Origin of the sequence: Microvirga sesbaniae (assembly GCF_025460805.1) — a bacterium.
Taxonomy (GTDB): Bacteria; Pseudomonadota; Alphaproteobacteria; order Rhizobiales; family Beijerinckiaceae; genus Microvirga; species Microvirga sesbaniae.
This window is the reverse complement of sequence record NZ_JAMXFJ010000017.1, coordinates 1-25,320: the sequence shown is the minus strand read 5'-3', so window position 1 is coordinate 25,320 and position 25,320 is coordinate 1. Positions and strand designations below refer to the sequence as shown.

20 protein-coding genes are annotated in these 25,320 nt (G+C 67.4%); 13 read left to right on the top strand and 7 right to left on the bottom strand.

Going from position 1 to position 25,320, the window contains the following annotated elements; translation table 11 throughout:
- Positions 1–251 precede the first annotated feature (251 nt).
- The 9 genes from OCW50_RS21020 (at position 252) to OCW50_RS20980 (ending at position 14,613) form a co-directional block, all read left to right on the top strand.
- Positions 252–2,027 carry a type I secretion system permease/ATPase gene (locus OCW50_RS21020; RefSeq protein WP_262298831.1) on the top strand — a complete coding sequence of 592 codons (1,776 nt, stop codon included), beginning with the start codon at positions 252–254 and terminating at the stop codon, positions 2,025–2,027.
- Positions 2,028–3,350, top strand: a complete 1,323-nt coding sequence (locus OCW50_RS21015) for an HlyD family type I secretion periplasmic adaptor subunit (protein WP_262298830.1) — start codon at positions 2,028–2,030, stop codon at positions 3,348–3,350.
- Positions 3,351–3,628: 278 nt separating this feature from the next.
- On the top strand, positions 3,629–5,830 hold the full coding sequence (locus OCW50_RS21010; RefSeq protein ID WP_262298829.1) for an alpha,alpha-trehalose-phosphate synthase (UDP-forming): 2,202 nt from the start codon (positions 3,629–3,631) through the stop codon (positions 5,828–5,830).
- A 22-nt stretch (positions 5,831–5,852) separates the two neighbouring features.
- Positions 5,853–6,605: a trehalose-phosphatase gene (gene otsB, locus OCW50_RS21005; protein ID WP_262273371.1), complete on the top strand. Its 753-nt coding sequence runs from the start codon at positions 5,853–5,855 to the stop codon at positions 6,603–6,605.
- 1 nt (position 6,606) lies between these two features.
- Positions 6,607–8,415 carry a glycoside hydrolase family 15 protein gene (locus OCW50_RS21000; RefSeq protein WP_262273370.1) on the top strand — a complete coding sequence of 603 codons (1,809 nt, stop codon included), beginning with the start codon at positions 6,607–6,609 and terminating at the stop codon, positions 8,413–8,415.
- A gap of 101 nt (positions 8,416–8,516) precedes the next feature.
- Positions 8,517–9,458: a glucokinase gene (locus OCW50_RS20995; protein ID WP_373371483.1), complete on the top strand. Its 942-nt coding sequence runs from the start codon at positions 8,517–8,519 to the stop codon at positions 9,456–9,458.
- 59 nt (positions 9,459–9,517) lie between these two features.
- On the top strand, positions 9,518–10,633 hold the full coding sequence (locus OCW50_RS20990; protein ID WP_262298827.1) for a succinylglutamate desuccinylase/aspartoacylase family protein: 1,116 nt from the start codon (positions 9,518–9,520) through the stop codon (positions 10,631–10,633).
- Between the two features lie 596 nt (positions 10,634–11,229).
- Positions 11,230–12,813 carry a peptide chain release factor 3 gene (locus OCW50_RS20985; RefSeq protein WP_262273367.1) on the top strand — a complete coding sequence of 528 codons (1,584 nt, stop codon included), beginning with the start codon at positions 11,230–11,232 and terminating at the stop codon, positions 12,811–12,813.
- Positions 12,814–12,987: 174 nt separating this feature from the next.
- Positions 12,988–14,613: an ABC-F family ATP-binding cassette domain-containing protein gene (locus OCW50_RS20980; RefSeq protein ID WP_262298826.1), complete on the top strand. Its 1,626-nt coding sequence runs from the start codon at positions 12,988–12,990 to the stop codon at positions 14,611–14,613.
- A gap of 74 nt (positions 14,614–14,687) precedes the next feature.
- Here OCW50_RS20980 and OCW50_RS20975 read toward each other — a convergent pair whose 3' ends face one another.
- The 5 genes from OCW50_RS20975 to OCW50_RS20955 all read right to left on the bottom strand — a co-directional run bounded on the left by OCW50_RS20975 (position 14,688) and on the right by OCW50_RS20955 (position 19,851).
- The gene (locus tag OCW50_RS20975; protein ID WP_262298825.1) at positions 14,688–15,590 is read right to left on the bottom strand and encodes a sugar kinase; all 903 of its coding nucleotides are present in this window, start codon (positions 15,588–15,590) and stop codon (positions 14,688–14,690) included.
- A 187-nt stretch (positions 15,591–15,777) separates the two neighbouring features.
- Entirely contained in the window at positions 15,778–16,686 is a 909-nt protein-coding gene (locus tag OCW50_RS20970; RefSeq protein ID WP_262273365.1) for an N-acetylglucosamine kinase, read from the bottom strand.
- Between the two features lie 40 nt (positions 16,687–16,726).
- Positions 16,727–17,617: an N-acetylmuramic acid 6-phosphate etherase gene (locus OCW50_RS20965; RefSeq protein ID WP_262273364.1), complete on the bottom strand. Its 891-nt coding sequence runs from the start codon at positions 17,615–17,617 to the stop codon at positions 16,727–16,729.
- Between the two features lie 103 nt (positions 17,618–17,720).
- Positions 17,721–18,746 carry a serine hydrolase domain-containing protein gene (locus OCW50_RS20960; RefSeq protein ID WP_262298824.1) on the bottom strand — a complete coding sequence of 342 codons (1,026 nt, stop codon included), beginning with the start codon at positions 18,744–18,746 and terminating at the stop codon, positions 17,721–17,723.
- A 7-nt stretch (positions 18,747–18,753) separates the two neighbouring features.
- The gene (locus OCW50_RS20955) at positions 18,754–19,851 is read right to left on the bottom strand and encodes an anhydro-N-acetylmuramic acid kinase (protein ID WP_262298823.1); all 1,098 of its coding nucleotides are present in this window, start codon (positions 19,849–19,851) and stop codon (positions 18,754–18,756) included.
- A 143-nt stretch (positions 19,852–19,994) separates the two neighbouring features.
- Between OCW50_RS20955 and OCW50_RS20950 the strand changes: the two genes are divergently transcribed.
- From OCW50_RS20950 to OCW50_RS20935, 4 genes are all read left to right on the top strand, one after another.
- Complete coding sequence (locus OCW50_RS20950; RefSeq protein ID WP_262298822.1) at positions 19,995–21,494, top strand: ABC transporter substrate-binding protein; 1,500 nt, start codon at positions 19,995–19,997, stop codon at positions 21,492–21,494.
- Between the two features lie 67 nt (positions 21,495–21,561).
- Positions 21,562–22,509 (top strand): ABC transporter permease, encoded by a 948-nt coding sequence (locus OCW50_RS20945; RefSeq protein ID WP_262273360.1) that lies wholly within the window; start codon positions 21,562–21,564, stop codon positions 22,507–22,509.
- A 3-nt stretch (positions 22,510–22,512) separates the two neighbouring features.
- Complete coding sequence (locus OCW50_RS20940) at positions 22,513–23,337, top strand: ABC transporter permease (RefSeq protein ID WP_262298821.1); 825 nt, start codon at positions 22,513–22,515, stop codon at positions 23,335–23,337.
- Positions 23,334–23,771 carry a GNAT family N-acetyltransferase gene (locus OCW50_RS20935; protein WP_262298820.1) on the top strand — a complete coding sequence of 146 codons (438 nt, stop codon included), beginning with the start codon at positions 23,334–23,336 and terminating at the stop codon, positions 23,769–23,771. The genes OCW50_RS20940 and OCW50_RS20935 overlap by 4 nt, the downstream gene beginning before the upstream one ends.
- Before the next feature lie 328 nt (positions 23,772–24,099).
- Here the strand turns inward: OCW50_RS20935 and OCW50_RS20930 are convergent, their stop codons facing one another.
- Both OCW50_RS20930 and OCW50_RS20925 read right to left on the bottom strand, forming a co-directional pair.
- Positions 24,100–25,167, bottom strand: a complete 1,068-nt coding sequence (locus OCW50_RS20930; protein WP_262298819.1) for a Gfo/Idh/MocA family protein — start codon at positions 25,165–25,167, stop codon at positions 24,100–24,102.
- 13 nt (positions 25,168–25,180) lie between these two features.
- Positions 25,181–25,309, bottom strand: a complete 129-nt coding sequence (locus OCW50_RS20925; protein ID WP_373371487.1) for an amidohydrolase family protein — start codon at positions 25,307–25,309, stop codon at positions 25,181–25,183.
- Between the last annotated feature and the right edge of the window lie 11 nt (positions 25,310–25,320).

The window sequence follows — 25,320 nt, the reverse complement described above, 5'->3', positions numbered from 1 at the left end:
ATGTTACATAGAATAGGGTTACAAAAGGTGTCGTTACGGAACGCGACCACCTTAGGGGCATCTCGATACCCATAAGAGTGCTGAGAAACCTGGCCTTCCAGGCCTAACTATAACGAGATACTCTTGTGGGGCCACAGCCCGACATCGCAGCCATCGTCAGGTGGCAAACGTTGTGATAAGGTATATCCTTACGCTACGGTTCTACAATCTTGACGGCGCCGGGTCACTGGTCCGCCTATCGGAAAGACAACATGAAGCAGGCATCGAGAAATCGGGAAGAAAGCACAGAGGTCCAAGACGCTCTGAAATCGTGCCTTCCCTCCTTCACCGGGGTTGCCGCCTTCTCGGCAGTGGTCAACCTTCTGGCTCTCACGGGCTCCATCTACATGCTCCAGGTCTATGACCGGGTGCTGTCGAGCCGGAGCATTCCCACGCTGATCGGTCTCTCGCTGATCACGCTTGCCGCCTATGCGCTCTCCGGTGGCCTCGACATGCTGCGCGGCCGGATGCTCGCCCGCATCGGCGCCCGTTTCGACGAGATCCTCTCGCACCGCGTCTTCGATCTCGTGGCCACGATGCCGCTCAAGGGAGCCAAGCAGGCCGAGAGCATGCAGCCGATCCGCGATCTCGACACGATCCGCGGCTTCCTGTCGAGCCTGGGCCCGACGGCCCTGTTCGACATGCCCTTCATGCCGATCTTCCTCATCGGCTGCTTCATGATCCATCCCGGCATCGGCGTCATGTCGGTGGTCGGCGGCGTCGTCATCATCCTCCTGACCCTGTACACGGACGCCAAGAGCAAGGCCCCCTCCTACGAGGTGACCAAGAGCGGCGCCGAGCGCCATGCCATGGCCGAGACCAGCCGCCGAAACGCGGAGGCCATCAGGGCCAACGGCATGCTGGGCTTCCTGGCCAAGCGCTACGACGAGGTGCATGTCCGCCACGTCAATGACGGCCTGCTCGCCAGCGAATCCTCGGCCGGGATCAGCGCCTTCGCCAAGGTGTTCCGCATGGTGCTACAGTCGGCCATCCTCGGCCTCGGCGCCTATTACGTGATCCAGGGCCAGATGTCGGGTGGCCTGATGATCGCCGGCTCGATCCTGATGTCCCGCGCCCTGGCTCCGATCGAGATCGCGGTCGCCCACTGGAAGGGCTTCACCGCCTCCCGCCAGGCCTATCGCCGCCTGCAGCACATCATGACCCTCGTGCCCGCCCAGGGCCAGCGCATGCCGCTGCCGGCCCCGAAGGCCGCCCTGTCGGTGGAGGAGGTCTACGTGGGGGCTCCCGGCGCTTCGCTGCCGATCGTCCAGGCCGCCTCGCTCCAGCTCCAGGCCGGTCAGGGCCTCGGCCTCATCGGCCCCAGCGCCTCGGGCAAGTCGACCCTCGCCCGTGCCCTCGTGGGCGTCTGGCCGACCCTGCGCGGCGAGATCCGCCTCGACGGCGCGGCTCTCGACCAGTGGGAGCCGGATGCGCTCGGCCGGCACATCGGCTACCTGCCGCAGGACGTGGAGCTGTTCGAAGGCACCATCGCCGAGAACATCTCCCGCTTCCAGCCCGATGCGAAGCCGCAGGACGTGATCGCCGCCGCCCAGACGGCCGGCGCCCATGAGCTCGTCCTCAACCTGCCCGACGGCTACGACACCCGGATCGGCGAGGGCGGAGCCTCCCTGTCGGGCGGCCAGCGCCAGCGCGTGGCCCTCGCCCGCGCCCTCTACGGCAACCCGTTCCTGGTCGTGCTCGACGAGCCGAATGCCAGCCTCGACGGCGCCGGCGACGAAGCCCTGAACCAGGCCATCCTGTCGGTGCGCAAGCGCGGCGGCGTCGTCGTGGTCATCACGCACCGTCCGGCCGCTCTCGGCCAGGTCGATCAGGTCGCCATCATGGAAGAGGGCCGCATCAAGGCCGCGGGCCCGCGCGACGAGGTCCTGCAATCCGTCATGAAACGCAATGCGACGCCGGCACCGGCTCCGGTGCGGCCGCAGCAGGCTCCGGCCGCCCAGGCGGCGAACCTGCGAGAGGTTGGTTAAATGTTGGTCGTTCAAGCTCCCAAGAAACCCTCCGTCCACCAGCGGATCCTGCGCCAGTCCACCATTGGCGGCGTGGCGATGATCGCCCTCTTCGGCGGGACGATCGGCCTCTGGGCCGCGACCTCGACCCTGTCCGGCGCCGTGGTGGCCGGCGGTCAGTTCGTGGTCGATACCAGCGTCAAGAAGGTCCAGCACTCGACCGGCGGCATCGTCGGCGAGCTGAAGGTCAAGGAGGGCGACCGGGTCTCCCAGGGCGATCTCCTGATCCGCCTCGACGAGACCATGACCCGGGCCAACCTGCAGGTGGTGGCCAAGCAGCTCGACGAATATCTCGGCCGCCAAGCCCGCCTCGAGGCGGAGCGCGACGGGGCGTCCGAGGTCAAGACCCCGGAGGAATTCGCCAACCGGTCCAGCGACCCGGCGGTTCAGAAGATCATGTCCTCCGAGCGCACGCTGTTCCTGGCCCGCGGCGCCTCCCGCGACGCGCAGAAGGACCAGCTCAGGAAGCGCATCGCCCAGTCCCAGGACGAGATCGTGGGACTGAAGGCGCAGCAGACCGCGAAGGCCCGCGAGGCGGATCTGATCGTGGCCGAGCTGAAGGGCGTTCGTGACCTCTACGACCGGAACCTGGTTCCGATCACGCGCCTGAACGCGCTCGAGCGCGACGCCGCCAGCATCGAGGGCCAGCGCGGCCAGCTCATCGCGGCCGTCGCCCAGGCCGAGAGCCGCATCGCCGAGACCCAGTTCCAGATCATCCAGATCGACGAGCAGATGCGTGCCGAGGCCATGCAGGAGCTGCGCGAGATCCAGGGCAAGATCGCGGAATACACCGAACGGCGCGTGGCCGCCGAGGATCAGCTGAAGCGCATCGACATCCGGGCGCCCAGCGACGGCTTCGTCCACCAGCTCAACGTTCACACGATCGGCGGCGTGATCTCGCCGGCCGAGCCGGTGATGAACATCGTTCCGGTGAACGACAAGCTGGAGCTCGAGGCCAAGGTGCTGCCCAACGAGATCGACCAGGTGAAGATGGGACAGAAGGCGACCGTCAAGGTCCATGCCTCCAACGCGCGCATGATTCCGGACCTCCACGGAACGGTCCAGCGGATCTCGGCCGACGTGTCCCGTGATCAGCAGACCGGCGCGACCTTCTACACGATCCGGATCGAGTTGCCGCAGGACGAGGTCAAGAAGCTCGAGAACATCCATCTCATCGCCGGCATGCAGGCGGAGGTCTTCGTCGAGGTGAACCAGCGCACCCCGTTCGAATATTTCTTCAAGCCGATGCAGGAGCAGATCGCCCGCGCCTTCCGCGAGCACTGATCCCGCCTGTCCTGAGACGCCGACAGACCGCGGCCGGTGCCGACAGCACCGGCCGCGGTTTGCGTTTCAGGCATGGCTCGAGGCCCATCCCGCCTCGCTCAAGCCTGGAAAGTTCCGCCCGGGGGCCCATAACAGGGGCGAAGGCCGCGCTCCCCGGGGCCTTCCATCGAGGTCGAACGCCGACGGCTCGCGCCGCGGCCCGGGGCCTCGATGTCGGTGTCGAATCTCTTGAGGAACCAAGCGCTTTGAGGATCATCTTCCGCTTTGGCGGTATCGCAATGCTTGTCGCGGCCATCGTCATCCTGGCCGTGCTGCCCTTTGCGACATCCTTCGTGGAACAATGGTCGCGCCGCGATGTCGAGCTGCGATCCCGCCTCGTGTTCAATTCCGTCCGCGACCAGATCAGCGGGCTGCTCGCCCGGAACGACACGCAGCAGGCCGGCATCCTGTTCGAGCGGATCGCCTCGGACGAGCGGGTTCTCGCCATCGGCTATTGCGACGGGCAGGAGCTGCGCTTCCCCACCAGCAACATGCCGCCGTCCTTCTCCTGCTCCGAGGCGTCCCGATCGGACGCGGAAAGCTTCTCCGTCGTCAGGAATCAGGATCACAACGTCCTGGTCAGCTCGTTCCCGCTGAATGCCGCGAACCGGCCGGGCCACCTCGTGGTTTTGCACGACCTGAGCTATGCCGACCAGCGCGGCGGCGAGGCGAGAAACTACCTCTTCCTCGCTCTGGCCGGTGTCGCCTTCGGGGCCGCGGCCCTCGCGGCCATGATCGCGGCCATCATCATGCGCCGGTGGCTGGCCTCGATCCGTCAGGCTCTCGAGAGCGCCCGGACGGGCAATGCCACTCCGCCCGTGGAGGAGAACATCATTCCCCTGGGCCAGGAGATCCGCGATGTGCTCCAGGAGCTCGAAGCCTCGCGGCGGACCATCGATGCGGCCCATACGGACTGGAGCCCGGAGACCCTGCGGGCCGCCCTGTCCAACGAATTGTCCGGCTCCGAGGTCATCGTGGTGTCCAACCGCGAGCCCTACATCCACAACCGCACCGAGGGCGGCGAGATCTCCCTGCAGATCCCGGCGAGCGGCCTCGTCTCCGCCCTGGAGCCGGTGGTGCGCGCCTGCGGCGGCACCTGGGTGGCCCACGGTAGCGGAACGGCCGACCGGGACACCGTCGACGCCAGCGACCGGGTGCCCGTTCCCCCCAATCACCCGTCCTACACCCTGCGCCGCGTCTGGCTCTCGGAGGAGGAGCAGGACGGCTACTATTACGGCGCGGCCAACGAGGGCCTCTGGCCCCTGTGCCACATCGCCTTCGTGCGTCCGATCTTCCGGGAGTCGGACTGGCAGTTCTACCGGTCCGTCAACGAGAAGTTCGCGGAGGCCATCGTGGCCGAGGCCAAGCGCGAGGACCCGATCATCCTCGTGCAGGACTATCATTTCGCCCTCCTGCCGCGCATGATCCGCGACCGGCTGCCCCGGGCGACCATCGTGACCTTCTGGCACATTCCGTGGCCGAATGCGGAAACATTCGGCATCTGTCCCTGGCGCGAGGAGATCATCGACGGTCTGCTGGGCTCGTCGATCCTCGGCTTCCACACCCAGGCGCATTGCAACAATTTCCTGGATGCGGTCGATTCCTACGTGGAGAGCCGCATCGACCGGGAGAAGGACTCGGTGTTCTTTGGCGGCGAGGAGACGCTGATCCGGCCCTATCCGATCTCCATCGAATGGCCTCCCACCGCCATGGAGGGGCAGAAGTCCGTGGAGGAATGCCGCAGGATCGTGCGCGAGCGTCTGGGACTGTCCCCGGACATGCGCATCGGCGTCGGCATCGAGCGCTTCGACTACACGAAGGGCATCATCGACCGCATGCAGGCCATCGACGCGCTCCTGACCGAACATCCGGAATGGCACGGAAATTTTGCTTTCGTTCAGGTGGCGGCGCCTACCAGGAGCAAGCTGTCAAATTACCGCCAACTCCAGGAAGAGGCCGAAGCCTTGGCGCGCGAGATCAATGAGAAGCACGGCCGCGGCGATGACGAGCCGATCAAGCTCCTCATCCGCCATCACGAGCCCGACCAGGTCTTCGAGCTCTTCAGGGCGGCGGATCTGTGCATCGTGTCGAGCCTGCACGACGGCATGAACCTCGTGGCCAAGGAATTCGTGGCCGCCCGGGACGATGAGCAGGGCGTGCTGATCCTGTCGGCTTTCGCCGGCGCGTCCCGCGAATTGTCCGAGGCGCTGATCGTGAATCCCTACAATGCCCACGCCATGGGCGAGGCCATCAATCGCGCGCTCACCATGCCGCAGCCCGAGCAGCGCGAGCGGATGCGGCTGATGCGCGATCAGGTCAAGGAGCGCAACGTCTATCGCTGGGCGGGCCAGATGCTGCTGGCCGCCTCCCGCCTGCGCAAGCAGCAGCGGATCCGGCGACTGATCGCGAAGGGACGGAGGCTTGCGCCGGCCAATGCGTGAGGCTCCTGCAGGACAAGGCCCGATGCCCGACACGAACGAGCGTTACGCCCTCTTTCTCGATTTCGACGGAACGCTGGTGGACATCGTCGAGCGTCCGGACGCGGTCCGGGTGGACCCGGCTCTTCCCCCGGTTCTGACGCGCCTTCAGGAGCGGCTCGGCGGCGCGCTCGCCATCATCAGCGGCCGTCCCGTCGCGTTCCTCGACGGACGCTTCGTGCCCCATGCCTTCGACATGGCCGGCCTTCACGGGCTCGAGCACCGGATCGCCGGGAAACTGTCCATGTGCGATCCGGACGAGCACCCGGCCCTGCGCGCGGCGGTCGAGCGCCTGCGCGCGATCGTGTCGGGCAAGGAGGGCGTGCTCATCGAGGACAAGGGCTGCTCGGTCGCGGTTCACTGGCGCCTGGCCCCGCACGAGAAGGATTTCGCTCTCGCCACCGCCCACGCGGCCGTCGAGGCGCTGGGCGCGGATTACCGTGTTCAACACGGGAAAGCTGTGGCAGAAATCCTTCCCTCGGCGGCCGGGAAGGGCAAGGTGATCGAGCGATTCCTCCAGGAGGCCCCCTACAGGGGGCGGCGTCCGGTCTTCGTCGGCGACGACCTGACCGACGAGAACGGGTTCAAGGCCGTGAATGCGCATGGCGGCCTGTCCGTGCGCATCGGCGCGGGAGATACCATTGCCAAGGTTCGTCTTGGAACGCCTGCGGATCTGCGACATTGCCTGTCCACGTGGGCTTTCGAAGGAACCCTGCCTTTCAAAGGGGATGATTGCTGACATGAGTTCGCTTGATCTTGCCGTTATCGGCAACTGCACGATCTCGGCCCTGGTGGACCGCCGTGCCCAGATCGTCTGGAGCTGCTTTCCTCGCTTCGACGGCGACCCGGTCTTCTCCGCGCTGCTCGACAGCCCCGAGGGCCAGACCGATGCGGAGCAGAAGGGCGTCTTCGCCATCGACATGGTCGGCATGGTGTCCTGCGAGCAGACCTATCTCGAGAACACGGCGGTTCTCGTGTCGCGGATGACCGATTCCTTCGGCAACATCCTCGAGGTCACGGATTTCGCCCCGCGCTTCAAGCACTACGACCGCACCTTCCGGCCGCCGATGCTCATCCGCCGGGTCTATCCGGTGAAGGGCCGCCCGCGCATCCGGGTGCGGCTGCGCCCCCATTACGACTGGGGCAGCTGCCCGCCGAACCTGACCCGCGGCAGCAACCATCTGCGCTTCGTCGGGCCGGCCTATTCCCTGCGGCTCACCACCGACGCCTCCGTGTCCTACGTGCAGGACGAGCGCCCCTTCGTGGTGGACCGGCCCCTGTCGTTCTTCTTCGGGGAGGACGAGCCTCTGCGGTCCGAGACGGATTCCACCGCCCGCGCGTTCCTCGACAGCACGGTGGATTTCTGGCGCGACTGGGTGCGCTCGCTCTCGATTCCGTTCGACTGGCAGGAGGCGGTGATCCGCGCGGCGATCACGCTCAAGCTGTGCAATTACGAGGAGACGGGCGCCATCGTGGCGGCGCTCACCACCTCGGTGCCGGAAGCCCCGCACACCAAGCGCAACTGGGATTACCGCTATTGCTGGCTGCGGGACGCCTATTTCGTCATCCAGGCCCTCAACCGGCTCGGCACCACCAAGACGATGGAGGAATACCTCACCTACATCACCAACATCGTCGACGACATGGAGGCCATCCCCGACCAGAAGGACATGCCGCCGCTCTTCAGCATCACGCGCTCGCCGGACCTGGAGGAGCGCGAGGCGACGGCGCTGGCCGGCTATCGCGGCATGGGGCCCGTGCGGGTCGGCAACGCGGCCTATACGCAGATCCAGAACGACGCCTATGGCAGCATCGTCCTGGCGTCCGTCCATGCGTTCCTGGACAAGCGCCTGATCCGCACCGGCAACCGGGCCCTGTTCTCCCATCTGGAGAAGCTGGGACAGCGCGCCATCGAGGTCTTCGACCAGCCCGATGCCGGCCCGTGGGAGCTGCGCACCAAGGCGGCCGTGCACACGTTTCCGAGCGTGATGTGCTGGGCGGCCTGCGACCGCCTCATCAAGATCGCCGAGGCCATGGGCCGCGAGGACCGGGCCGCGTTCTGGCGCGAGAACGCCGACCATATGCACCGGGTGATCAACGAGCGCGCCTACAATCCGGAGAAGGGAACCTTCGTGTCGTCCTTCGACGGCGAGGATCTCGACGCGACGCTCCTGCTGCTCGCCGAACTCGATTTCGTGAAGCCGGACGATCCGCGCTTCATCGCCACCGTGGAGGCCGTGGGCTCGAAGCTGCGGCGCGGCGATCTTCTGCTGCGTTATGATGTGGAAGACGATTTCGGCCTCATGCATACCGCTTTCATGATCTGCGGCTTCTGGTACGTGGATGCCCTGAACGTCATCGGGCGCAAGGACGAGGCGAAGGAACTGTTCGAGCACATCCTGAGTTTGCGCAATTCATTCGGACTCTTCTCCGAGGATGCGGACTTCACGACCGGAGAGCTGTGGGGCAACTTCCCCCAGACCTATTCCATGGTCGGTCTCATCAACTCCGCGGTTCGCCTGAGCCGGAGCTGGGAGGAGGCGTTCTGATCATCGGGATCGGGCGCGTGACGCGGAAAGGACGATAGGTTTCGATGTTCGCATTTCCTGTTCTGCTCGGGGATATCGGCGGAACCAACGCCCGCTTCGCCATGCTGCCCGCGCCGGGTGCCGCCGTTCGGCTGCTGCCCAGGACCCTGACGGCACAGACGCCGGACCCCGTGGGGGCGATCCGGATCGCGCTCGAAGCCTATGACGGGCCGGCGCCCCGCTCCGCCATCATCGCGGTGGCGACGCGGGTGGACGCGCCCGCGATCCGCCTTACCAACGCCCATTGGGTGATCGACGCGAAGGCCATCGGGCAGGCCCTCGACCTTGAGCGCGTGACCCTGGTCAACGACTACACGCCCGTCGCCGCCTCGGTGACGGTGCTCGACGAGACCAAGGGCGATCTCGCGCCGATCGGCAGCTTCCCGGCGGCGAAGCCCGGGGCGCGCGTCGTGCTCGGGCCCGGAACCGGCCTGGGCGCCGGGGCGCTCGTTCCCGTGGAGGACCGCCTGGCGATCCTCGCCACCGAAGCGGGCCACATGGAGTTCGGCCCGACGAACGACGAGGAGACCGCCATCTGGCCGCATCTGGAGCGGGTCGGCGGACGGGTCTCCGGAGAGGTCGTGCTGTCCGGTCCCGGCCTGTTCCGCATCGCCAGGGCGCTCGCGGCCCATCGCGGCGTCGATTGCCCCTTCAGGATCCCCAACGACGTCCTGGCGGCGGCCCGCGAGGGGGATGCGCTCGCAAACGATGCGCTGTCGCATTTCGCGCGCTTCCTCGGGCGCTTCGCGGGCGACCTGGCGCTGACCTTCGAATCCTCCGGCGGCGTCTTCATCGCAGGCGGCATCGCGCCCCGCATGGTCGACATCCTCCAAGCCGGCGACTTCCGCGAGGCCTTCGACCGCAAGGCGCCGCACGACGGCTGGGCCCGGAAGGTGCCCGTCTACGCCATCGTCAATCCGGAGCCTGCCCTGGAGGGGCTGGCCGCCATCGTGTCGAATCCGCAGCGTTTCGTCTTCCAATCGCAGGGGTGGCAGGCTACCTGACGGGGTCAACCCGACCTATGGGGCCGCGTCGCCCCGTGGCCTCCACCGATTGTCGAGTCATGAGAACAGAACAGATTGCCCTGTCCCCCCTGGCGCCCGGAGCCGACCTGTCGCTGACGGTCCAGCGCTTCGGCTCCGCGGGCGCCCGCCCCCGCGTCTATGTCCAGGCGTCGCTCCATGCAGACGAGATCCCCGGCATGATCGCCGCCCATCACCTGCGCGAGCGCCTCGGCGCGCTCGAGGCCGAGGGCCGGATCAGGGGCGAGATCATCCTGGTGCCCTCCGCCAATCCCATCGGCCTCGCCCAGCGGGTGATGGGCGACCATATCGGCCGCTTCCACCTGGCCGACGGGGTCAACTTCAACCGCGGCTATCCTCACCTCGTGCCCAAGGTGGCCGAGCGGGTCGAGGGCAGGCTCACCCAGGACGGGGAGGCGAATGTCCGCGTGATCCGGGAGGCCCTGCGGGCCGAACTCGAAGCCTGGCTTCCGTCGAACGCCGCCGAGGTCATGAAGAAGGCCCTGCTGGGGCTCGCCCAGGAAGCCGACATCGTCCTCGACCTGCACTGCGATTCGGAAGCGGTGGTGCATCTCTACACCCATGGCCGCTCGGAGGAGGAGTTCGCCCCCCTCTCGGCGCTGCTCGGCGCCCACGCCTATCTCATTGCCGACGTGTCGGGCGACGAGCCCTTCGACGAGGCCTGCAGCCGGCCCTGGGCGGAACTTGCCGAGCGCTTCCCCGATCATCCCGTCCCCTTCGCCTGCCACTCGACGACCCTCGAGTTCCGGGGCGAGCGGGACGTGACCCACGAGACGGGCCGGGCCGATGCGGCCGCGATGATCGATTACCTGACCCTGCGCGGCGTCGTTGCCGGCGAGGCTCCCGCTGTGCCCGAGGCGCTCTGCCGGGCGACGCCGCTCGCCGCCTCCGAGCCCGTCCAGGCTCCGGCCACCGGCATTCTGGTGTTCCGGACCGAGGTCGGCACGAGCGTGAAGGAGGGCGAGGTGATCGGCGAGGTGATCGATCCGCTCACCGGCGCCATGACCCTGGTCAGGTCTCCGACCGACGGGGTGATGTTCGCCCGGATCGCCGTGCGCTTCGTGACCCGGGGCATGCGGCTCGCCAAGGTGGCCGGCACGGAGGCGAAGCGCACGGGCAAGCTTCTCGGGGCTTAGAGCATCGTGCGGAAAAGTGGATCCGGTTTTCCGCCCCGAACGATGCGCCAGCCAAGAGTGGAGCATCGGATCCGATCCCAAAAGTGGGTCCACTTTTCACGTCCGATGCTCTAGACGTCCGGTCGAGACACGACCCTTTCGTCATCACCGGCCTTGTGCCGGTGATGACGATCGGAAAGGCGCGGCGCTTCGTTCCACCGGGATGGCCGGGACAAGCCCGGGCATGACAGGAGGGGGATGCCGGCGCGCACGCCGATAAGCCACCTCCGGGCGCAAAAAGAAAGGCCGCCCCGAGAGGCGGCCTTTCCATTGTCGGTTCCACGGCCCGTGAGAGCCGCACCTGCGCATCGCTCGATGCGGAAAACCGGATTCCACTTTTCCGCGCGATGCCTCGTGCGTTACGCACTGATCTCGGCAGAGGCCAAGATCCAGGTCACGGCAACCGGGGACCGTAGGGTATGACAATGAGACACTGGATCACCTCCTTTCGCTGTTGACGGGAAACCCCCATATGGGGTGAGAAGAGCCCAGCGAAAGGGCAGGGCGCTGCGGCGTTCTGTCCCCCACCGTCGTTCCCTGAGAATTTTGTAAGAGCCATGACCGATCTTCCGGCCCCCGTGGGCCGCCGCCGCACCTTTGCGATCATCTCCCACCCGGACGCGGGCAAGACCACCCTGACCGAAAAGCTCCTGCTGTTCGGCGGCGCGATCCAGCTCGCCGGCGAGGTGAAGGCCAAGAAGAACCGCGTCTCGACCCGGTCCGACTGGATGGGCATCGAGAAGGAGCGCGGCATCTCGGTGGTGACCTCGGTCATGACCTTCGAATACGGCGGCTGCGTCTTCAACCTGCTCGACACGCCGGGCCACGAGGACTTCTCGGAGGACACCTACCGGACCCTGACGGCCGTCGATTCCGCCATCATGGTGATCGACGCGGCCAAGGGCATCGAGGCGCGCACCCGCAAGCTCTTCGAGGTCTGCCGGATGCGCGACATCCCGATCGTGACCTTCATCAACAAGATGGACCGCGAGGCGCGCAACCCCTTCGACCTGCTCGACGAGATCGAGAAGACGCTCGCGCTCGACACCTCGCCGGTCACCTGGCCGATCAGCCAGGGCCGGAGCTTCGCCGGCACCTTCGACCTGCACCGCAACATGGTCCGGCGCATCGACACGGACGAGGAGCCGACCGCCGTGTCCGGTCCGGACGATCCGAAGCTCGTGAGCCTGCTGCCGCCGGAGGAAGCCGATGCGTGGCAGGAAGAGGTGATGCTGGCCCAGGAGGCGTGCAAGCCCTTCGACCTGCAGGCCTTCCGCGAGGGCCATCTGACGCCCGTGTTCTTCGGCTCCGCCTTGCGCAATTTCGGCGTGCGCGACCTGATCGACGCGCTGGCGGCTTACGCGCCGCCGCCCCGCGGCCAGGAGGCCGACAAGCGCCTCGTGGAGGCGGGCGAAGGCCGCATGACCGGCTTCGTGTTCAAGATCCAGGCCAACATGGATCCCAACCACCGCGACCGCATCGCCTTCATGCGCATCTGCTCGGGCAAGCTCCAGCGCGGCATGAAGGCGAAGCTCGTGCGCACGGGCAAGCCCATGAGCCTGAACTCGCCGCAATTCTTCTTCGCCCAGGACCGCGCCATCGCGGACGAGGCCTGGGCGGGCGACGTGGTCGGCATCCCGAATCACGGGACCCTGCGCATCGGCGACACGCTGACCGAGGGCGAGGACATCGTCTTCCGCGGCGTGCCGAGCTTCGCGCCGGAAATCCTGCGCCGCATCAAGCTGCAGGACGCCATGAAGGCGAAGAAGCTGCGCGAGGCGCTGCAGCAGATGGCGGAAGAAGGCGTGGTGCAGCTCTTCGTGCCGCAGGACGGCTCGGGCGCCATCGTGGGCGTGGTCGGCGCGCTCCAGCTCGACGTGCTGAAGGAGCGTCTGGGGGCCGAATACGGCCTGCCGATCGACTACGAGCCGACCCGCTTCTCCATCTGCCGCTGGATCACGGCGGATGACCCGAAGGAGCTCGACAAGTTCATCGACAGCCATCTCTCGTCGATGGCGCGGGACCTCGACGACGCGCCGGTCTTCATGGCGCCGAACATGTTCAACCTCCAGTACGAGGTCGACCGCTACAAGGCGATCCAGTTCTCGGACGTGAAGGACTATCAGAAGAAGGCGGCGTGACGGCCGCTGTGGACGGGTCCTGCCGCTCCGCCGCAAACTTGCGGCGGAGCGCAGGCCTCTCTATAAAGGGCGCCGGACGCCGCAGATGGGTTCGTTTCGACAGGATGTGTGCCGCAATGGATTTCAACCGGACAGCAATGCCGACCTGCCTTGCCACCGGGGACATCCATATCCATGCCTGCTTCGATCACTCTCTCCCGCCTCTCCTGGTCCGCGCCTGACGGACGCTCTCTCTTCTCCGATGTCGATCTGAGCTTCGGTCCGGAGCGGACGGGGCTCGTCGGCCGCAACGGCGTGGGCAAGACCACGCTTCTCAAGCTGATCGCCGGCGAGCTGCAGCCGCGTTCCGGCAGCGTCCTGCGCCACGGCACCTTCGGGGTTCTGCGCCAAGCGGTGCAGGTCGATCCGGCTGAGACCCTCGCGTCCCTGTTCGGTGTCGTCGATGCGCTGGCGCTCCTGCGCCGCGCCGAGAGCGGCATGGCCTCGGCCGAGGAACTGGCCCATGCGGATTGGACGCTCGAAACGCGCATGGCCGCCGCGCTCATGCGGGTGGGCCTCGATTCCGATCCGGACACGCCCCTCTCGGCTTTGTCCGGCGGGCAGGGCACGCGGGCCCGTCTCGCGGCGCTCGTCTTTCGGGAGCCCGACGTCCTGCTCCTCGATGAGCCGACCAACAACCTCGACCGTGACGGGCGCGCGGCGGTGATCGACCTCCTCGCCGGCTGGAAAGGCGGGGCGATCGTCGTCAGCCACGACCGGGCCCTGCTCGACGCCATGGACGCGATCGTCGAACTGACTGCGCTCGGGGCCGCGCGCTACGGCGGCAACTGGAGCCGGTACCAGGAGCGAAAGACGGTGGAACTCGCAGCGGCTCGGCGCGACCTTGCGGATGCCGAGAGGCGCGTGGCCGAGATCGACCGGAAGGCGCAGGAGACGGCCGAGAGAAAGGCGCGCAAGGACGGCGCGGGCAAGAGAAGCCGCGCCAAGGGCGACATGCCGCGCATCCTCATGAACGGTCTGAAGAATCGCAGCGAGGAAACGAGCGCCAGCAACGCGCGCCTCTCCGAGCGCCGCCGCGTCCAGGCTCACGAGGACGCCGCCTCTGCACGCGAGCGGATCGAGATCCTGCAGCCGTTCTCCGTGGTGCTGCCGCCGACGCATCTGCCGGCCGGCCGGACGGTTCTTGCCATGGAGGCCGCAAGCGTCGGCTACGAGCCCGAGCGTCCGATCCTGCGCGATCTCACGTTCAGCATCACCGGGCCGGAACGCGTCGCGGTCGTGGGCCCGAACGGTTCGGGCAAGACGACGTTGCTCGCCCTGATCACCGGCACGCTGCAGCCCTGGAGCGGAAGCGTGAGAACCGGGGCGGACTTCGCGCTGTTCGACCAGCAGGTGAGCCTGCTCGATCGCTCGGCATCGATCCGCGACAACTTCCGCCGCATCAACCCGGAGGCGAGCGAGAACGACTGCCGGGCCGCTCTGGCCCGGTTCATGTTCCGGGCCGATGCGGCGCTCCAGCCCGTCTCGGTTCTCAGCGGCGGGCAGCTCCTGCGGGCGGGCCTTGCCTGCGTACTGGGCGGGCCAAAGCCGCCAGCTCTGATGATCCTCGACGAGCCGACGAACCACCTAGACGTCGATTCGATCGAAGCGGTCGAGGCCGGATTGCGAGCCTATGACGGCGCGCTGCTGATCGTCAGCCACGACGAGGCCTTCCTGGAGGCCGTCGGGGTCTCCCGCAGGCTAGAGCTGCTTCCCCTCACGTGGAATCATCTCTTGTCTTTGCCGAGCCGCATTTTCTGACGGTGAACCGGATCCACTTCACCGAAAAATGCTCTAGATCTCACGGATGCGCGAGACTGATGGGCAAGATCGGCTTACGCCGCCAGCTTGCGCTCGGCGTAAAGCTCCTGCACCTGCGCGATGTCCTGAAGGGACGGTAGGCTCGCCTCGTTGCCCAGATGCTGGATCGCATGGGCCGAGGCCGCGCGGGCGAAGATGAAATGCTCGCGCCAGGGCAGGTCGGGACGGGCCATGGCGGAATACACGTAGGCGCCGTGGAAGATGTCGCCGGCCCCGTTGGTGTCCACCACCTTGTCGCCCGGCACGTTGAGCGCCGGAAGGACGCTCTCCTGGCCGGTCTCGTCGTACCAGACGAGGCCGCGCTCGCCCAGGGTCACGCCGCCGATCCGGCAGCCGCGGCCCTTCAGGTATTCCAGCATGCCGGAGGGGCTCAGGTCCATCTGCTCGCAGAGGCGCTCGGCCACGATGGCCACATCGATGAATTCCAGGAGCTCGTGGGTGTTGGAGCGCAGGCCGCCACCGTCGAGGGAGGTGAGGATGCCGGATTCGCGGCAGATCTTGGCATAGTGCATGGCCGCGTCGGCCTGGTGGCCGTCGAGATGCAGGGCCTTGCAGCCCTGGAGGTTGAGCGGCGGCACCGGATGCAGGTAATGGTCGTCGCGGCAGCGCACGATGGCGCGCTTGCCGCCCCGCGGCATGATGAAGGACAGGGATGATTCGTGGACCTTCCGGTGGTGGACCGAGATGCCGTATTTCGCCGCCATGTCTATGAACATGCGGCCGAGCCAGTCGTCGGCGATCGAGGTCAGGAGATCGGGCGGCAGCCCGAGCTTGGCGCAGGCGAAGGCGGCCGTGACCGCGTTGCCGCCGAACGAGATCGCGTAATCCCTCGCCACGGTCTTCTCGTCGCCGGTCGGAAGCTCGTCCGCCAGGAAGGTCACGTCGATATAGGTCTGGCCCACGAAGAGAGCATGCATCGGAGATAGGTCTTGGATCTGATTTCGCCGCTGAAGTCTTGGACGAGCGGGGCCGATTAGGCAAGCTCTTCCGGGGCAGCGACGGGGCCGGTCAGGCTTGAGGCTCGCCCCTTCCTTGTCATCACCGGCACAAGGCCGGTGATGACAAGAAGGAAAAGCAGGGGTCGAAAGCCGTTGCGAGGAACCGTCACGCCCGGTTGAGCGTGGCCGCGAGCCGGGCCGCGGTGAGCGCCGCGTCGAGATCGGTCGCGATGAACTCGACGGGTGCCACCAGCTTCTTCCGGAAGGCCGCGGCCAGGACGGGGTGGAGCCGGGCGGAGCCGCCCACCAGGGCCACGGGCCGCGGGCCGAGGCGCTTGATGAGGGCGTTGGCGAGGCGGGCCAGTTCCTCGCCCGCTTCCCGCAGGATGTCGAGCGCGGTGCCGTCGCCGGCCTGGGCGGCCTCGCCCACGGCGCGGGCCAGGGAGCCGATCTTGCCGCGGTCGCCGCCATAGACGAAGGAGCGCACGATGTTCCAGTCCGTGCCGCCCAGCGCCCTGGAGAGAGCGGCGCCGAGCGCGGTCGTCCAGCCGGAGCCGGGGTTTTCCTCCTCGGCGCGCAGGACGGCTTTCAGAGCCTCGCGGGCGATCCAGAAGCCGGAGCCGCCGTCGTCGATCAGGTTGCCGCGCCCGCCGACCCGGATGACCTCCTTGTCCTCGGACAGGTAATAGCCGATGGAGCCGGTGCCGCTATAGACCAGGATGCCTTCGCCGAGCGCGAAATAGGACAGGTAGGCGATCCACATGTCCTCGGCGACGAAGACCCGGTCGGAGGTGAGCTCGAAGGTTTCCGCGAACAGGGCCCGCATGGTCGCCTCCGCGGGCGTGTCGCGGGTCAGTCCCGTGATGCCCGCGATGATGCCGAGCGGCCGGCCCTGCGTCATCACGGCCTGGGCCATGTCGAGGACGATCTGCCGGGCGCGCTCCTCGGCGGCGGCGGAGAAGAGGTGGCCGGTCAGGGGAGCGACGGAGCCCTGGGCCACGCAGCGGCCGTTCGCATCCGCCAGCCGCCAGCGCGTGGCGGTGCCGCCCGCGTCGATGCCAAGCCCCAGCCCCATGAATCGTCGCCTTCTTCAGACCCTTGCCCGGATGACTTTGTTACGGCGTCTTGGAGAAGTCCGCCAGGGCTTTGCGCAGATTGCCACCGTGTCGCTCGAGCGCAGTGCGCGCCTCCGCGACGCCCGCGCCCAGGGCGATGAGGACCGCCGTCTTCAGGTCGCCGTCCGCCTGCCGGATCGCCTCGACGGCGGTGGCGTCGTCGCAATCGGTGATCTGCGAGACCATGATCTCGCTGCGGCGGCGCAGCTTGGCGTTCGTGGCGCGCATGTTCACCATGAGGCCGCGATAGACCCGGTCGAGCCGCACCATGATCAGGGTCGAGAGCAGGTTGAGGATGATCTTCTGGGCCGTGCCGGCTTTCATGCGGGTGGATCCCGCGATCACCTCCTCGCCCGTATCGGCGAGGATCGGGTGGGAGCAGGCCGTGAGGATCGGCGTGTCCGGATTGTTGGAGATGCCGATGGTCTGCGCCCCGCGGGAGGCCGCTTCCTTCAGGGCCGCGATGGTGAAGGGCGTCCGGCCGCTCGCCGCCACGCCGATCACCACGTCGTCCGGACCGATATCGTTGCCGCGGATCCCGGCAATGCCTTCCTCGATCGAATCCTCGGCATTCTCGACCGCCTGCATGATGGCGCCCGTGCCGCCGGCGATCAGGTAGACCACCCGGTCGTCGGGCCAGTTGAAGGTCGGCGGCAGTTCCGTCCCGTCCTGGACGCCGATGCGGCCCGAGGTGCCGGCCCCGGCATAGACGAGGCGCCCCCCGCGACGCAGGCGCTTGACCGCCTCCTCGGCGGCTGCCGCGATCGCCGGCAGGGAGGGTCGGACGGCGGCCACCGCCGAGAGCTGGCCCTCGTAGAAGGCCGCAAGGATGTCGAGGCTCGGCCAGGTGTCGAGATCCTGGAAGCGGGTGCTGAAATGTTCTGTCGCCATTCTGCCAACTTTCTTCCAGACCAGTATAGGACCAGTTGATGGCCGCAACAATGGTCCGCAGAGGGATCAGGCAAGGGAGGCGGTCAAGATTCTGTCGGCATCCTTAAAGCGGCTCCCGTCGGTCGAACAACGCGATCACCTGCTCGCCCGTTGCACGGCGCAGGCCGAGGATGCCGCTGTCCTTGTGCCGGCTCGGATGGACCCGGTTGGTGAGCAGCGACCAGGCGAGGCCGCGCCTGAAATCGAGCCAGAGGCCGGTGCCGGTGAAACCCGTGTGGCCGATAGTGTCGGGCGAGCAGGCATCGCCCCCGTGCCAGCCGGGATGGAAGCCCTCCCACCCGACCGTTCGCTTCTCCGATTCGCGGGTGCGGATCGCCGCCATGGAGGAGGGCGAGAGGCCGGAGCCGGCGAGAAGCCCATGGGCGAAGTCGAGCACGCCGTCGATGGTGCCGAACAGCCCGGCATGGCCCGAGGCGCCGCCGAGCGCGAAGGCATTCTCGTCGTGCACCTCGCCGCGGACGACGCGCCCGCGCCAGGTGTCCCGCTCCGTCGCCGCGCAGAGCGCCGGATCGGGCCGGAACGAGAATCGTTCGGGCAGGGGCTGGTCGATGAGCGACCGGCCGGTGATGCGCTCGATGGCGATGCCGAGCAGCATGAAGTTGATGTCGGAGTAGACCGGCGGTCCGGGCTGCCAGACGCGCTGCAGGATGAAGGCCCGCAGGGTGCCGGGATCCTGGCCGTAGGTGTAGAGCGGCTCGACGGCCGGCAGATGCGTCTGGTGCGCCAGGCATTGCCGGAAAGTCAGGCGCCGCTCGGCGGCGTTCATGTCGTACTGGCGCAGATCCGGAATGACCGTCACGAGGGGATCGTCCAGGGCGATCCTGCCGGCCTCGACCAGTTGCAGGATCCGCGTCGTGGTGAAGATCACCTTGGTGAGCGAGGCGAGGTCGAACCACGTTTCGCGGGAAAGGCTCTCGCGCTCCGGCTCGATCTGCGCATGGCCGGCCCATCGCACGGCGCGTTCGCCGCCGGTCGTGACGAGGCCGAGCACGGCCCCGGGAATGCTGCCGTTCTGGACGGACGCGGCGGCAGGCGCGAAGGCCCGGTCGATCATCGTGTCGAGCGCCATGGCAGGATCACGCGGCCCGGTGCAGTTCGCCGCCGGGCATGGGATGCGGCACGCCCGTCGTGGTGGGAAGGCTTAAGGGAAGGCCCAGCGTGGAGCGCACCGCGAGATAGCCGAAGGCCTGCGCTTCGAGGAAATCCCCGTCCCAGCCGACGCTCTCGACCGGATCGACGGCAACGCGGAGTTCCGCGGCAAGGCGCTTCATGAAATGCGCGTTGCGCCGCCCGCCGCCAGTGACGAGCCAGCGTTGCGGCGCACGCGGAACGTGGCGCAGGGACGCGACGACGGATTGAATCGTGAACTCCGCGAGCGTCGCGGCGCCGTCCGCGTCGGACAGGGTCTCCACACCCTTGGCGCGGGCATGGAAATCCTGGCGGTCGAGGGATTTCGGGGCCGGGCGGTCGAAGAAAGGATTTCCCATGAAGGCCGCCACGAGGGCCGCATCCGCCCGGCCGGAGGCCGCGAGCTGTCCGTTCTCGTCGAAGCTCAGGCCGCGCCGGCGCAGGACGAAATCGTCGAGCAGCGCGCTCGCCGGGCCCGTGTCGAAGGCGATCACCGTGTCGCTGTCGATATAGGTGACGTTCCCGACGCCGCCGAGGTTGAGGATCATGACCGGCTGGGGGAGCCTGTTCGCCAGGGCGCGGTGATAGAGCGGCACGAAGGGCGCGCCTTCGCCGCCCGAGGCCACGTCCGCGTGGCGGAAGCGGTCAACGGTGTCGATGCCGAGCCGCGACGCCACCCTGTCGCCCAGGCCGAGCTGGCGCGTGAAGCGCACCTCCGGCCGGTGATAGACCGTCTGGCCATGGAAGCCGATCAGGCTCACGTCGCCGGCGGGAATCCCGGTCTCCGCCATGAAGCGCCGGATCGCCGCGATATGGGCGTCCGTCACCGCCTGTTCGAGATCGTCCAGCGGCTCGCTCTGGGCCCGCGCCGGCTCGGCGATCAGGGACTGGAGGGTTCGCCGCAGGTCGTCCGGGTAGGAGAAGGTCCGCCCGGGACCCGGTCGCACGGCGGCATCGCCGTCGGTCTCCACGACCGAGACGTCGATGCCGTCCATGGACGTACCGCTGATCACGCCGATGGCTTTGACGATGGGGCGCTGCGACATGGACGGCTCCGAAGCTGGTCTGGTTGCGCGGCGAACCATAGCACAGGCGCTGAACTGGTCCAGAGTGGTATGAGATTGGACCATGACAGGGTGCCGCCGATGGCCTATAAATCCCTGCGGCTTCCAAGGGAGACAGAACGACAATGGTCAGGTCAGCACTGCGCACCGCTCTGGGTGCAGGTTTCATGGTGGCGGCGATCGCTTCCGCCTCGGCTCAGGTCTTCGAGATCGGGGTGGACAACGGCCCCACGGGGCTCGACCCGCATCTCATCACCGCCTTCCCGAGCTTCATGGTGGTGAACGGCACCATCTACGAGGGCCTGACCGCCATCGACAAGGACCTGAAGATCGTCCCCGGCCTCGCGGCATCCTGGACCGTCGCGCCGGACGGCAAGACCTATACCTTCAAGCTGCGCCCGGGCGTGACATTCCATGACGGCTCGGCCATGGAAGCCGAGGACGTGGCGTCCACGATCAAGCGCGTGCTGAGCAAGGACATCGCGTCGCCCCTGGCGAGCCGCCTGTCGGCCGTCGAGAGCGCCAGCGCGGTCGACGCCGCGACCGTGGAGCTGAAGCTCAAGGAACCGTCCGCCGCGCTCCTGAGTTCGCTCGCCACCATCGCCATCGTGCCGAGCGCCATGGAGGCGAACAAGGACGCCCTGCAGAAGGCGCCCGTCGGCACCGGCCCGTACAAGTTCCAGGAATGGCAGCCCAACGGTTTCATTCTCCTGACCAAGAACGAGGCCTATTGGGACAAGGGCCTGCCGAAGCTCGCAGGCCTCAAGTTCAACATCGTGCCCGAATCGGCCACCCGTCAGGTCGGACTGAGCAACGGGCAATACGCGCTTCTGCCCAACATCGACGCGGCGACCGCGCTGCAGCTCAAGGGCAAGCCGAACGTGAAGCTCTCCGAGACCATGGATCTCGCCTACACGCTCGTCGGCATGAACGTGTCGAAGCCGCCCTTCGACAACCCGAAGGTGCGCGAGGCGGTCAACTACGCCATCAACCGCCAGGAGATCGTGGACGCGGCCCTGTTCGGCGCCGGCGTTCCCGGCGGTCCCCTGTCGCCCGCGCTCAAATCCTGGGCGGTCGATGTGAACCAGTTCACCTGCTACAAGCCCGATCCCGCCAAGGCGCAGGCGCTCCTGAAGGAGGCGGGCGTCGCCACGCCGGTCGCCGTCACCATGAAGGTCCTGCCGCGCCAGGACGTCAAGGACATCGCCCAGGTGGTGCAGGAGCAGCTGAACAAGGCCGGCTTCAAGGTCGAGCTGGTCAATCAGGAACAGGGCCAGTTCATCCAGGATTGGCGCAACAGCAACTTCGACCTGTTCGCCTCGATCAATGCCGGTCAGCCGGATCCGGACGATTACTTCTACCGCACCTTCCGCACGGGTGGCTCGACCAACGTGTTCAAATACTCGGACGCGGAGATCGACGGGCTGCTCGACCAGGCCCGCACCCAGCAGGATCAGGCGGCGCGCAAAGCGGCCTACGACAAGGTGCAGCAGAAGCTCGCCTGCTCGGGCCCGGTGGCACACCTGACCTACGGAACCCTGTTCTCGGCCATGAACGGCAAGCTCCAGGGCTTCGAAACGATGCCGAACCGTTCGCTCATGATGCTGCGCAACGCATCCTACTGACCATCACCCGTCATCCCGGCGCCGCGCGGGCGGCGCCGGGAGCGTTTTCTTCGAAGAGCCCGTCCGCATGAACCGCGTCCTGCTCGCACGTCTCGTCGACCTCGTCATCGTCCTCTTCGGCGTGTCGGTCATCGTGTTCCTGATGATCCGGATGATCCCCGGCGACGCGGTCGCGATCATGCTCGGGGCGAACACCGAGATCACGCCCGAGCGCATGGCGGAGCTCAACCGCCGCGTCGGCCTCGACCGTCCCATCGTCGAGCAATATCTGATCTGGGCCGGCTCGGCCCTGCGCGGCGATTTCGGCACCTCCCTGTGGACCGGGCGGCCGGTCTCGACCGAGATCCTGCTGCATCTGTGGCCGACCCTCGAGCTCACCTTCCTGTCCCTCGTCATCGGCGCGGTGCTGGCCGTGCCGGTCGGGTGCCTGATGGCGCAGACCCGCGGCGGCGCGGCCGATGTCGCCATGCGCGTCACCGCCATCGCCGGCCTGACGATCCCGTCCTTCTGGCTCGGGATCGTGCTGATCCTGCTTCTCTCAACCTGGGCGCCGGGCTTCGCGTCGCTGGGCTATGTGCCCTTCTCGGAGGATCCCGTCGGCAATCTCCAGCGCATGGTGCTGCCGGCCTTCGCGCTCGCCCTGCCGATCCTCGCCAATCTCTCGCGCCTCGTGCGCTCGGCCATGCTCGACGCGCTCGGGCAGGATTATGTCCGCACGGCCCGGGCCAAGGGCCTGCCGGAGCGGCGCGTCGTCTACAAGCACGCCCTGCGCAACGCCCTGATCCCGTTTCTCACCAGCGTCGGCATCATGACCGGATACCTGCTCGGCGGCGCCATCGTGGTCGAACAGGTCTTCGCCATTCCGGGCCTCGGCCGCCTGATCCTGGGCGCCATCGCCGAGCGCAACTATCCGCTGATCCAGGCCACGATCCTCGTGGTGACGGCGGGCTTCGTCCTGGTGAACTTCCTGGTCGATTTCCTCTACATCGTCGTCGATCCCCGCGTGAGGGCCTGATCCGTGTCGCGTCTGGCCAAGAACAAGCTTCTCGCCTTCGCGGTCGCCCTGGTGGCGATCCAGCTCGTCCTCGCCCTCGGGGCGCCGCTCTTCGCGCCTTACGACCCGATGGCGCAGAGCGTCGCGCGGCGCCTGCGGGCGCCGTCCTGGCTGAACTGGTTCGGCACCGACCAGCTGGGCCGGGACGTGCTGACGCGCATCCTCTACGGGTATCGCACCTCGCTCATCGCCTGCCTGCTCGCGGTCGGCATCGCGCTTCTCGCCGGCGGCGCGCTCGGGCTCGTGGCCGCCTATTACCGCGGCTGGCTCGATCGCATCATCATGCGCATCATGGATGTGCTCTTCGCCTTCCCGGTGATGCTGCTCGCCATCGGCATCATCGCGGTCCTGGGTCCGCATACCTACAGCGCGGCCGCCGCCATCGCGGTCGTCTACACGCCCATCTTCGCCCGCCTCCTGCGCGGCCCGGCGCTCGTCCTGTGCGAGAGCGAATACGTGGCCGGCGCGAAGGCCATCGGGGCGTCGGACGCGCGCATCATCTTCCTGCACATCCTGCCCAACCTCGCCTCCGTGATCCTGGTCCAGACGAGCCTTCTGCTCTCGGCCGCCATCCTGGTCGAGGCCTCGCTGTCCTTCTTAGGCCTCGGCACGCAGCCGCCGACGCCGTCGCTGGGCCTGATGCTGTCGGAAGGCCGCAACTTCCTCATGCTCTCGCCGTGGAGCGCCGTCTTCGCGGGCTTCGCCATCCTGTTCCTGTCCTTCGGCTTCAACCTCCTGGGCGACGCCCTGCGCGACACCCTCGATCCGCGCCTGCGGGGCCAGCCGTGATCGTAAGACCGGCCGGACCCGCGGACGTCCCGGCCCTGGCGGCCGTCGCCGAGCGCTCCTATCGGGCAGCCTTTGCGGGCATTCTGGAGGAGGATGCGCTCGCCGGCCGCAGCGCCGCCTTCTTCGCGGAGAGGTTCGCCGCCTCGTGGGAGCGCATGCTGGTTGCGCTGTCCGGCGAGACGCCCGTCGGCTTGCTGCTCATGACCGACCGGCACATCGACATGCTGTTCATGGATCCCGGTGCGGGCGGCCGGGGCGGCGGCGCGCTTCTCCTGCGGGAGGCGGAAGCGCGCGGTGCGACGAGCCTCGAATGCTTTCGCGACAATCACGGCGCCCGACGCTTCTACGAGCGTCACGGCTGGCGGGTGACGCGGGGCTATGCGCGCGAGTTCGCGGGGCGCGATCGCAGCTTCGTCTTCTACGAGAAGGGCTGATCGTTCGGCGCGAGGTCTCACTCCCTCTCCGTCATGGCCGGACTCTCCTTCACGTCATCACCGGGCTTGTCCCGGTGATCCCGCTTCCGTAGGGCGCTGCGCTTCACCGGATCGGGTTGGCCGGGACCAGCCCGGCCATGACGTGGAGGGTGGTGCCAGCCGGGTGTCTCATCCTCCCACGTCATCACCGGGCTTGCGCCGGTGATCCCGCTTGTCTGAAGCGCCGCGCTCTTCCGATCGAGATGGCCGGGACAAGCCAGGCCATCACGGGGAGGGTAGCAGGACCACGGCGGGAGCAGTGATCCCGGGAGGGTTGAACCGCTCGTTGCTACAGCGACACGACCCGTCCCGTCCGCACCGCCTCGTCGGCGGCGAGCACGATACGAAGCGACCGGACCGCATCGTTCATGTGGTCGGTCAGGTCCAGATCCTCCCGGATCGCCCGCAGGAGGAAGCGCTGCTCCCGTTCGCAGAGGGCGTCGTGGTCGGGCTCGTCCGTGGTGCTGATGCGCTCGTCCGCCTTCGCGAAGGTTCCGTCGTCTCCGAGCGCCGCGTGGTGCAGCAGGATCTGGTTGGTCTTGGTGTGGGCGTTGATGTCGTCGGAGCGGATGTCGCCGACGGTCTCGGCCATGACGATGCTGACGCTGCCCTTCGGGCCGATCACGTCCTTCACGAAATAGGCCGTCTCGCTCATCATCGGGCCCCAGCCGGCTTCGTACCAGCCGACGGAGCCGTCGTCGAAGGTCACGTGGAGATGCCCGTAATTGTACATGCCGTCCGGCATGTCGTCGGTGAGCCGCGTGCCGACGCCGTGGACCTGCACGGGGTTTGCCTTCGTGATCTGGCACATGACGTCGACGTAGTGCACACCGCAATCGACGATCGGCGAAAGGGATTGCAGCAGCCGCTTGTGCGCCTCCCAGGCGGCTCCGCTCGATTGCTGATTGAGGTTCATGCGGAACACGTGGGGCGTGCCGAGCGTCCGGGCGATCTCGATGAACTTGATCCAGGAGGGATGGTGGCGGAGGATGTAGCCGATGACGAGCTTGCGCCTCGTGCGGATCGCCGTCTCGATCACGCGCTCGGCATCCTTCACATTGTCGGAGAGCGGCTTCTCGACGAAGACGTGCGCGCCCGCCTCCATGGCCCGGATGGCATAGGCGGCGTGGGTGTCCGACCAGGTGTTGATCGACACCACGTCCGGCCGCACGGCCTCCAGGGCCTCGTCGAAGTCGGAAAAGCGCGGTGCGTCCTGCAGGGCGGCCGGAAGGCTCATGCCGTCGATGTTGCGCGTGCAGAGCCCGGCGATCTCGTATCCGTCGATCCGGCTGTAGGCGAGGGCGTGGGACAGGCCCATGTTGCCGAGCCCGACCACGAGAACCCGTTGTACGCTCATCGATAGACTCCGTTCAGTTGTCGTTGCCGCCGATCCAGGTCTGCTTCACCTGCAGGGCCTCGTCGAGGAGAACCAGGTCGGCGCGATAGCCCGGGGCGATGCGGCCCATCTCATGGTCCAGGCGCAGGAACCGGGCCGGGATGAGCGATGCCA